Annotated in this window: 11 protein-coding genes; 4 read left to right on the forward strand and 7 right to left on the reverse strand. The window is 61.3% G+C overall.

Annotated elements, in window-relative coordinates; genetic code table 11:
- From E5W70_RS19795 to E5W70_RS19820, 6 genes are all read right to left on the reverse strand, one after another.
- Positions 1 to 473 (reverse strand): ABC transporter ATP-binding protein (locus E5W70_RS19795; protein WP_292661243.1); only part of this gene is annotated, 473 nt, incomplete at its 3' end.
- Entirely contained in the window at positions 470 to 691 is a 222-nt protein-coding gene (locus E5W70_RS19800) for a hypothetical protein (protein ID WP_023675179.1), read from the reverse strand. The genes E5W70_RS19795 and E5W70_RS19800, both read right to left, overlap by 4 nt.
- Positions 688 to 1,647: a carbohydrate ABC transporter permease gene (locus E5W70_RS19805; RefSeq protein WP_292661213.1), complete on the reverse strand. Its 960-nt coding sequence runs from the start codon at positions 1,645 to 1,647 to the stop codon at positions 688 to 690. The genes E5W70_RS19800 and E5W70_RS19805 overlap by 4 nt, the downstream gene beginning before the upstream one ends.
- A 1-nt stretch (position 1,648) precedes the next feature.
- On the reverse strand, positions 1,649 to 2,554 hold the full coding sequence (locus E5W70_RS19810; RefSeq protein WP_023722315.1) for a sugar ABC transporter permease: 906 nt from the start codon (positions 2,552 to 2,554) through the stop codon (positions 1,649 to 1,651).
- A gap of 75 nt (positions 2,555 to 2,629) precedes the next feature.
- Complete coding sequence (locus E5W70_RS19815) at positions 2,630 to 3,946, reverse strand: extracellular solute-binding protein (RefSeq protein ID WP_023722314.1); 1,317 nt, start codon at positions 3,944 to 3,946, stop codon at positions 2,630 to 2,632.
- A 359-nt stretch (positions 3,947 to 4,305) separates the two neighbouring features.
- Positions 4,306 to 5,001 carry a TetR/AcrR family transcriptional regulator gene (locus E5W70_RS19820; RefSeq protein ID WP_292661221.1) on the reverse strand — a complete coding sequence of 232 codons (696 nt, stop codon included), beginning with the start codon at positions 4,999 to 5,001 and terminating at the stop codon, positions 4,306 to 4,308.
- A 107-nt stretch (positions 5,002 to 5,108) separates the two neighbouring features.
- On the opposite strand from E5W70_RS19820, the gene E5W70_RS19825 reads away from it, so the two are divergent.
- Genes E5W70_RS19825 through E5W70_RS19835 form a run of 3 tightly spaced genes read left to right on the forward strand, consistent with a single transcriptional unit; the run spans position 5,109 to position 7,603 of the window.
- On the forward strand, positions 5,109 to 6,305 hold the full coding sequence (locus E5W70_RS19825) for a Tm-1-like ATP-binding domain-containing protein (protein ID WP_292661223.1): 1,197 nt from the start codon (positions 5,109 to 5,111) through the stop codon (positions 6,303 to 6,305).
- An 11-nt stretch (positions 6,306 to 6,316) separates the two neighbouring features.
- Positions 6,317 to 7,156, forward strand: coding sequence for a phosphoenolpyruvate hydrolase family protein (locus tag E5W70_RS19830; protein ID WP_292661225.1), 840 nt, complete (start codon positions 6,317 to 6,319; stop codon positions 7,154 to 7,156).
- 27 nt (positions 7,157 to 7,183) lie between these two features.
- Complete coding sequence (locus E5W70_RS19835; protein WP_292661228.1) at positions 7,184 to 7,603, forward strand: cupin domain-containing protein; 420 nt, start codon at positions 7,184 to 7,186, stop codon at positions 7,601 to 7,603.
- A gap of 11 nt (positions 7,604 to 7,614) precedes the next feature.
- Here E5W70_RS19835 and E5W70_RS19840 read toward each other — a convergent pair whose 3' ends face one another.
- Positions 7,615 to 8,802, reverse strand: a complete 1,188-nt coding sequence (locus tag E5W70_RS19840) for a Xaa-Pro peptidase family protein (protein WP_292661231.1) — start codon at positions 8,800 to 8,802, stop codon at positions 7,615 to 7,617.
- 367 nt (positions 8,803 to 9,169) lie between these two features.
- Between E5W70_RS19840 and E5W70_RS19845 the strand changes: the two genes are divergently transcribed.
- The coding region (locus E5W70_RS19845; RefSeq protein WP_292661234.1) for an ABC transporter substrate-binding protein at positions 9,170 to 10,166 on the forward strand (997 nt) is incomplete at its 3' end.

Consider the following 10,166-nt stretch of genomic DNA (forward strand, 5'->3'; position numbering starts at 1 on the left):
GCCTTGGTGCGGCGGCCGAAGGCGATGCTGATGGACGAGCCGATCGCGACGCGCTGCATGTCGCCGCCCGACAGCGCCGACGGTTTCTTGGCGAGGAGATCGCTGATCTGCAGCGTCTTGGCGACCGAGCGCACCTCGCTGTCGATCTCGGCCTTGCTCTTGCGCGTCGCTCTCAGTGGAAAGGCGATGTTCTCGTAGACGCTCATATGCGGATAGAGCGAAAACGATTGGAAGACCATGGCGATGTCGCGGTCGGCGGCCTTGAGGTGCTGGACCGGCTTGCCGTCGATGAGGATGTCGCCGCCGTCGATCGTCTCCAGTCCGGCAACCGCCCTGAGCGTCGTCGTCTTGCCGCAGCCCGACTGGCCGAGCAGCACGATGAACTCGTTGTCGTCGATCTTCAGGTTGAGGTCCTTGATGACCTGGACGGCGCCGAAATATTTCTGGACGCCGCGAAGCTCGATCTGGGTCAATGTTGTGCCCCCGGATTTGCCCCTTGCCCGGTGCCGGCCTTCTCCTCCGGCGCGATCTTGGAGGTGATGTTGAAGCCGATCAGGCCGATCAGGATGATGGTCACGCCGTAGCTGTGCAGCAGCATGTTCCACGGCTGGCACAGCGCGATGATACCGAGCACCATCAGCACCTGGCTGCCCGGTTCGAGATATTTCTGGTTGATGTCGCGAAAGCTCATTTGCGGATCGCTCCAAACGACATGCCGCGCAGCAGATGGTTGCGGAGCAGGAAGGTGAAGATCGCCACCGGCAGCAGGAACAGGAAGGTTCCGGCGGCAATCACCGTCCAGTCCGGCAGGCCGGAACCGACCTGGCTGGGGATGAAGGGCGGTGCTGTCTGGGCACGGCGGCTGGTCATGATCAGTGCGAAGGCATATTCGTTCCACGCCGTGATAAAGCAGAACACGGCGGTGGCGGCGATGCCGGTGGCGGCCTCGGGCAGCACGATCTTGAAGAAGGCCTCCATGCGCGTATAGCCGTCGACGAGGGCCGCCTCCTCATACTCCTTGGGGATCTCGTCCATGAAGCCTTTCATCAGCCACACCGAGAAGGACAGGTTGAAGGCAGTGTAAAGGATGATCAGGCCGATATGGGAATCGTTGAGGCCGACCGCCCGGTACATCAGGAACATCGGAATGGCGACGACCACCGGCGGCAGCATGCGCGTCGACAGGATGAAGAACAGTAGGTCCGCCTCGCCTTTTACCTTGAATCGCGAGAACCCATAGGCGGTGAAGGTGCCCATGCCGACGGCCAGGACGGTCGAGGTTATGGCAACGATCAGCGAGTTCATGAAACGGCTCGGATAGCCGGACCACTGCACCTGGCCCTTGCCGTCACGCACGATCTTTTCGCCGCCATTGAAGACGACGCGCTCCCACCACGGCGCGGCCGCGTACTCCTCCGGCGACGGCGGGCTGCGCAGCTGCGAGCGCTTGGTGAACAACTTGACGAAGGGCGATATCTCCGGCTGGAAAACCACCGTCGGCGGAATGGTAGTGGCGAGGTTGCGCGGCTTGAACGCCGTCGAGGCGATCCAGTAGATCGGCGCCAGGAAGATGATCGTCACCAGCAGGACGGCGACGATGGCGACCCGGTTGAAGGTGATTTCGGAAGAAGTGCGGACTGCGGCCATCTCAGCGCTCCTTCACCTTGTTGAGGTATTTGACATAGATGTTGGTGATCGCCAGCACCATGATCAGCACGATGTAGGCGAGCGCGCAGGAACGCCCGGTCTGCCATTCCTGGAACGCCATCTTGTAGAGCCGGATCGAGATCAGCTCGGCCGTCGGCTGGCTGGTCAGGATGTAGGCAAGGTCGAAGGTCTTGAACGCCTCCATGGTGCGGAAGATGACCGCGATCATCAGGATCGGCGCAACCAGCGGCAGCGTTATGCGGAAGAAGGTGTAGAACGGCCCGGCCCTGTCGATCGCGGCTGCCTCGTAGAGATGCTTGGGCACGGCCGAAAGGCCGGCCAACGACAACAGCATGACGAAGGGCGACCACATCCAGATGTCGGTCAGCGCGACCGCATAGAGCGCCATTTTTGGATCCGACAGCCATTCGAAGGTGCCGAGGCCCAGCGCATAGTTGATGATGCCGAAGGACGGATCGTAGAGCAGCTTCCAGAACAGGCCGACGACGGCCATCGACAGCATCATCGGCAACAACAGGAGCGTCGTCAGCAGGCCCTTGAGCGGAATGTCGCGGTTGAGCAGCATGGCCACGCCAAAGCCGACGAGCAGTTGGCCGGCGACCGAGATGATGACGTATTTTGCGGTGATGGCGAAGTTGGACCAGACATAGGGATCGCTGAGCAGGTCGCGATAGTTTTGCAGCCCGACGAAATTCGCCGCCGCGCTGGTCGAGGCGCGGAAATCGGTGAACGAATAGCCCAGCGAATAGATCAGCGGGAAGATGTTGAAGACGATCAGAAACAGGATCGTCGGGATGATGAAGAGATTGCGGATCGAAATGTCGCTTAGACCGCGAGCGGCGGCCCGCGAGGACCTGTCCAGCGTGGTGATCATCGTGGTCGCCAAGACCCTGCTCCCGGTTCAAGAATCAGAAAAAGAAACGGAGGAGGCACGAACGCCCCCTCCGTGAAACTTCATGCTTTATTGGCCGCGGCCGTATTTCTTGAAGGTCGCGTTCCAGTCGGCTGCCAGTGCGTCCAGCGTCTCCTTGGCGGTGCCTTCGCCGCCGATCATGTAAGGATAGATGCGCTGGTTGAGCTGCTGCAGCAGTTCGGCATATTCCGGAACCGCCCAGAAGTCCTTGACCTTGAACATGGTCTCGTAGAACGCCTTGTTGTAGGGCGTGGCGTTCTGGAATTCGGGCGACTTGAGCACGGCGGCACTGCAGGTGTAGCCGCCAAGCGCTGCCCATTTCTTCTGGGTCTCGTCCTTGATGAACCATTCCAGGAACTTCGTCGCCTCTTCCTGCTTCTGCGAGTAGGAAACGATGGAGATGCCCTGACCGCCGAGTGCGGCGAACTGGTCGCCGTTCGGGCCGGGAGGATTGGCGAAGAAACCGGTGTTCTTGGCATTCGGGTTCGACGCCTCGTTGATCAGCGAGGGGAAGAACGCGAAGTAGTTCATGCTCATCGCGGCCAGGTTTTCAGTGATCGCCTGGTTGTCCTCGACGAAGAACGACTTGGCCCAGCCCGGAGGCGTGAACTTGTAGAGTTCCTTGTAGGCGTCGAGCGCCGCGATCGCCTTGTCGGAGTTGATGAAGCCGTCGACCTTGTAGGTCTTATAATCACCCAGCTCGCCGCCAAAGGAAAACAGCGCGTTTTCGAAGCCCATCGCCATCGCGTCATACGAATTGTCGGTGTAGATGGCGATGCCGTATTTTTTCTGGTCCGGCCGGTAGAAGAACTCGGCGATGTCGCGCAGCGCCTTGAAATCCTTCGGCACGTCGAGATCGTAGCCATACTTGGCCTTGAAGGCTTCCTTTTCCTTCGGATCCTCGAACCAGTCCTTGCGATAGGACCAGCCGACGGCGTCGCCTTCAAGCGGAATGGCCCAGTACTTGCTGCTGCCGCCCGGATATTCGGCGTAGTACTTCACCGTCGCCGGTGCCATCACGTCGCCGACCTTGTGCTTGTTGAAGAAGTCGGTCAGGTCGACATAGTGGCCACCGGTCGAGCCGGCACCGAGCCATTGCGAGTCGCCGACGACCATATCATAGGCATCGCCATGGGCGTTGAACTCGGTGAAGGCCTTGGTCTGGAAGTCGGGCCACGGTGTGGTTTCCACCGTGATCTTGACGCCGGTTTCCTTCTCGTACTCGTTGCCGAGTTCCTGCAGGTAATTGGCCGGATCCCATTCCGCCCAGAAGATTGTAAGTTCCTTTTCCTGCGCGTAGACGGACGTTCCGCAGGCTAGCACTAAGCCGATACCAGCAAGCAAGCTGGTCATTGTCTTGCGCATAATGATTTCCTCCCTTGTGCGCATTCTACCGCGTCATGCGAGCCGGCGGCGAGGCCGGCCCTGGTAGTCCTCCCGTGACGGCACCGTTCCGGTTTTTGAGCCTCCTCGTTCGACCGAAACGGATCTTAGCCTTCACCCTTTCATCCGCATTATTTGTCCTGATCTGGTATTACCAATTTCAGACGAACGTCAAGCCCTTTCTTGGACGGTCGCGGACACGCAAACAAGTTGGTTTCTGCGATATCTGCCTGTTTTCCCTGAATTTTCCTACTCCTTGATACATGAATGCCTTGCTTGGGCCGCTGCATCGCTAGTAGTATGGATAGTCAGGTTGAAAATCTGGTCGAACCAGATTGGCGTTATCTAGCGGCCGACGTCGGCGCGATCCCATCTCCTTCAATCATCGATTCGGTCATAGCCGCGCGCACCAGAGCGCCGGCCGCCCATTGCGCAACCGACATCATACTGCGGCTATCCAATCCCCATATATCCTTCAATACGATCAGCATCTCAACACCGAAGATCAATGACAGCGCCTGCGCGAGCCGCTTGAATTCGCGCGGCGGCAACCGGCCTTTGAGTGGCGCGATCGCATCTTTCAAAAGATCGACGCGATGGCCGCGCGTGAAGGCAGGTTCGCCGTCAAGCGTGCCTGCCTGTCGCTGCGCCCACTGGTCGAGCGACAGTTTCAGCGCCGCCTTGAACGTCGCTTCGAAGACCTCGATGCGCGGCATGGCGGTCTCGAACAGCTCGGCGACCCGGCGCTCGGGATCGGCAGAGCTCGATTTCCAGGTAAGGATCGGCCCAAGCCCCTCATCGACCACCGCCTGCACCAGCGCCGCCTGGCTCGGAAAATACCGATAAGCGGTGGCGCGGGAGACCTCCGCTGCTTCCGCCACCTCGCTGACCGACGGCGTGGCGCCCGCCTGCATCAGCTTTGTCGCCGTCTCCAGCATGAGACGCCTGGTGCGCGCGCGGGCCCCGCGCTCGGCCCGCGGGCTGGCGCCTTGGCCGGCGTCGTCGTTCACTGTCGCTTGTTGACGTGAGACATCCATGTCAATACGATACGCGCGTCTCAAAAAATTGCAATGGCCGTTCGCGCCGTCGAACGGCCGGGCAAAGGGGCGGCAGCGCCGAGCACGCCCAAGACCGGGGAAACGCGATGAAGCGCATCTATGTGGTGGGCACCGCCGACACCAAGGGCGAGGAACTCGCTTTTCTGGCCGATGCGGTCGCCGCAACCGGCGCTTCGGTTGCCCGTATCGACATCGGAACACGCGGCGCGACCGTGCCGGTCGATGTTTCGGCCGGCGAGGTCGCCAGCCGCCATCCCGAGGGTCGCAATGCCGTGCTCGGCGTCGACGATCGCGGCACCGCGGTGGCGGCAATGGCCGCCGCCTTTGCACGGTTTGTCCAGTCGCGCCGCGATATTGCCGGGATTATCGGCATCGGCGGCGGCGGCGGCACCTCGATCATCACCGCAGGCATGCGCACGCTGCCGCTCGGTCTGCCCAAGATCATGGTTTCGACGTTGGCCTCCGGTGACACCGCGCCTTACGTCGACGTCTCCGACATCGTCATGATGCCGTCGGTGACCGACATGGCCGGCCTCAACCGGCTTTCCCGTGTCGTGCTGCACAATGCCGCCCAGGCGATATCAGGCATGGCGGCAAAGCCGGCGCCGCCGGCCGACGGCAGACCCTCGATAGGCCTGACCATGTTCGGCGTCACCACGCCATGCGTGACCGCGATCGCCGATGAGCTTCGTTCCACCTATGACTGTATGGTCTTCCACGCCACCGGCACCGGCGGCCGCACCTTGGAAAAATTGGCCGACAGCGGCCTGTTGTCCGGCGTCATCGACATCACAACGACCGAAGTCTGCGACTTGCTGTTTGGCGGCGTGCTGCCGGCGACCGAGGATCGCTTCGGCGCCATCGCCCGCACCGGGCTGCCTTATGTCGGCTCGGTCGGCGCGCTCGACATGGTCAATTTCTGGGCGCCGCCGACAATTCCGGAACGCTATCTCGGCCGGCTGTTCTATGAGCACAATCCAAACGTCACACTGATGCGCACCACTGCCGACGAAAGCAGAACGATCGGCGAATGGATCGGTACAAGGCTCAGCCTCTGCCAGGGTCCGGTTCGTTTCCTCATTCCGGAGAAAGGCGTGTCGGCGCTCGACATCGAAGGCGGCGCCTTCTTCGACCCTGAAGCCGATGCAGCTTTGTTCGAGGCGATCGAGCGCACCATCAAACCCGCCAAAACGCGGCGCGTGCTGCGCTTGCCGCTGCATATCAACGACCCCGAATTCGCCTGGGCTGCCACAACGGCCTTCCTCGACATCGCCAGACAGTGAGACACGAAGACATGGCCGCCATACCGCGCAAGAAAATCCTGGAGAAATTCCGTAAGATGATCGCGGACGGCGTTCCGATCGTCGGCGGCGGTGCCGGCACCGGCCTGTCGGCCAAGGCAGAGGAAGCCGGCGGCATCGACCTGATCATCATCTACAATTCCGGTCGCTACCGCATGGCCGGGCGCGGCTCGGCCGCCGGCCTGCTCGCCTATGGCAATGCCAACGAGATCGTCAAGGAGATGGCCTACGAAGTGCTGCCGGTAGTGAAGAAGACGCCGGTGCTGGCCGGCGTCAACGGCACCGATCCCTTCGTCATCATGGCGCTGCTTCTGGCCGAGTTGAAGACGATGGGCTTCTCCGGTGTGCAGAACTTTCCGACCATCGGCCTGTTCGACGGCCAGATGCGGCAGAGTTTTGAAGAAACCGGCATGGGCTTCGGGCTCGAGGTCGACATGATCGCCGAGGCTCACAAACTCGACCTGTTGACCACGCCCTATGTCTTCAACCCCGATGAGGCGCGCGCCATGACGAAAGCCGGCGCCGACATCGTCGTCGCTCATATGGGGGTGACCACCGGCGGCTCGATCGGCGCGACATCGGCCAAATCGCTGGACGACTGTATAGGGGCGATCGACGCCATCGCCGAAGCGGCACGCTCAGGGCGCGAGGATATAATCCTGCTTTGCCATGGCGGGCCGATCTCGATGCCGGACGACGCCAAATATATTCTCGAGCGCTGCAAGGGCCTGCACGGGTTCTATGGCGCCAGTTCGATGGAGCGGCTTCCGGCAGAAGCCTCGATCGCCAGGCAAACGGCGGATTTCAAGGCCGTCACGTTCGGCGCTGCGTAGAAGACCAGCAAAAAGAAGGGTGGGTCGATGACCGACAACAGCAAGGTATTCGTATATCCAAAAGACGTCAGCGCCTTCGGCTTCGACTGGGGCAGGCTGTCGCTGACGGTCGCTCCCGAAGTGAACGGCGCGAAGCGATTTTCCGGTGGTGTCGTCGACCTGCCGTCGGGCAAGGGCCATACGCGTCATAACCACCCGGGTGCGGAGGAGATTATCTTCGTCATCTCAGGCAGTGGCGAGCAGATGGTCGAAGACGAGAAGGGCAGCCCGGTCGTCGAGAAAGTCGGCCCCGGCTGCACCATCTATGTGCCGGAAAGCCGCTTCCATTCGACACTCAATACAGGCGACGGGCCGATGCAGCTTTTCGTCGTCTATTCGCCGGCCGGGCCGGAATTGGCACTGCGCGACCTGCCGGATTTCAGGCTGCTGCCGCCGGGCGGGAAGTGAGATAGAAGCGCCTAAACCCCACCCGTGTTCCAGCCCCTGCCCCGATCGCCGAACATGACGTAGCCGGCATCGGTCACCGCCACCGTGTCCTCGAGCTTGATGAAGCCGCGCGTCGGGTGGAGCATGGTGGTCTCGACCGAAAGCACCATGTTCTTCTCCAGCGGCTTTGCGGCATAGGTGCCTTCATAGGTCACTGGATGGTTGGTCATCAGGAATGGCGCTTCGTGCGTGATCAGCCCCATGCCATGCGCGAAGAAATCGGTATAGGGCGCAACCTTCGACTTCTTCAGCACGCCTTCGGCATGAGAAATCATGTCACCGCCCAGCGTGCCCGCCTTGACCTTGGAGAAGGCCGCCTGCTGCACTATCTCGATCTCGGCCAGCAGATCCTCGAGTTCGGCGTCAGGCTCACCCAGCACGCCCATGCGGCAAAGGTCGCCGATATAGCCGTGGTAGTTGCCGCCGGAATCGATCGACATCACCTCGCCCTTCTTCCACGCCTGCGGCGAGGCGGCACGGTTGTGGCTGGAGCCTAGCGTCAACAGGCAATATTCGAAATGCGCGCCGCGATTGGTCTCCTCGCGCCTGAGTTGTTCGATGATCTCGCTCTTGGTCGTGCCTTCGCGTGCCCAGCCGATGGTCGCCAGCATGGAATCGGTGATCAGCTCCGAAGCGATGCGCAGCTTTTCCAACTCGGCCTCGGTTTTGATTGCCCGCATGCGCTCCAGCATATCAGTCGCGTCGATCAGCTTGGCATCCGGCAGCGCGTTGCGGATCAGCATATAGGCGTCGGATGGCAGGAAGGCGGGCTCAATGCCGATGCGGGCATTGCCCTTGCCGATCTTCCGCAAATGCTCGATCGCCAGATTGGCGGCATCGAGCGTGCCCCAGCAGGCGGCATGCAGTGTCGGCGTCCAGAACGGATGGTTCTGGTGCTCGCCGCCTTCCATGCGGTTGCCGATATAGGCGGCATGCTCCGGCCCGCCTTTCTCATAGACGACGACAGGCAGATAACGGCTGTGGCCGATCGCTTCCATGGCAGCGAAGAAGATGAACTTGTAGCCGCCAAGCAGATATTGCGTGTTGTGCTTGGAGGTGGCGAGCAGCACGTCGATGCCGGCCTCCTCCATCAGCCCGTCCACCCTAGCCTGGTCGAACGGCACGCTGCCGACGGCATTCTTGCCTGGGGCAATGTTCATGTCTCTCTCCCTGAAATCCCTTAGCCGGCCGCTCGCCGGCACCGGCTTTCCGGCTCTGATCCTCGGCTATGCTTAAATCTGCATCATTTTGCCCGATCTGGTCCAGCCAGAATGGGCGAACCAGTTCCAAAAGCTGCTCCAGCTGCTGCACTTTACTCCAGTCTGGTCTTGCCAGAATCCGCGCATCGAACCGTTTCTGTACAACTGGTCCAGCGGACGGAAATTTCAAAGCCACGTAAAGCTGCGCCAATTCCGTCTTTGGCGAAACCCCGCACAAGGCCCATAATCATCTTTGCGGGACGCCCACGAGCGTCCGAGGGGTACGGCGCACCCGGCCGCCGGGTCGCGGAGAGGACGGAGTTCGATCATGCCAGAGTTCACCGTTTCCAGACGTACGATGCTTGCGGGTTCGGCATTGCTGCTGGCCTCTACTGCGATGCCGACGATCGGCTCGGCGCAGACGCCGAGAAAGGGCGGACGACTGGTTGTCGCCGCTGATTCCGAGCCGCGCAATCTCAATCCGGCGATTGTCGCCTCGAACGGCGTCTTCTTCATTTCGAGCAAGATCGTGGAAACCTTGGCCGAGGCCTCCTTCGGCGGCAAGGACGGGCTCGAGCCACGGCTGGCGCTCAGTTGGGAAGGTGCCGCCGACGGCCTGTCGGTGACGTTCAAGCTGCGCGAGGGCGTCAAATGGCATGACGGCAAACCCTTCACCTCAGCCGATGTCGCCTTCTCGGCGCTGCAGGTCTGGAAGCCGCTGCAGAATCTCGGCCGCACCGTATTCAAGGATCTGGAGGCGGTCGACACGCCGGACGAAGTCACCGCCGTGTTCAAATTCGCCAAGCCGACACCGTTCCAGCTGATCCGCAACGCCTTGCCGGCGCTGAGCAGCGTGGTGCCCAAGCACATCTACGAGACCGGAAAGATCGAGGACAACCCGGCCAACAACGCCCCCGTCGGCACCGGACCGTTCAAGTTTGCCGAATACAAGCCCGGCGAATATTACCGGCTGGAGAAGAACACCGGCTATTGGGGCAAGGACGAGCCTTATCTCGACGAGATCATCTATCAGGTACTGCCGGACCGCACGTCGGCGGCCAGCGCGCTGGAGGCCGAAGAGATCCAGCTCGCCGCCTTCTCCGCCGTGCCCCTGGCCGATCTCGACCGCATCTCCAAAGTGCCGGGCCTCAAGGTGATCACCAAGGGTTATGAAGGGCTGACCTACCAGCTCGTCGTCGAGATCAATCATCGCCGCAAGGAGCTGGCCGACCTGAAAGTGCGCCAGGCGATCGCTCACGCCATCGACAAGGATTTCGTCGTTAAGACGGTGTTTCTCGGCTATGCCGCCGCCGCCACTGGCCCGG

The organism is Mesorhizobium sp. (genome assembly GCF_005063415.1).
Lineage (GTDB): Bacteria > Pseudomonadota > Alphaproteobacteria > Rhizobiales > Rhizobiaceae > Mesorhizobium.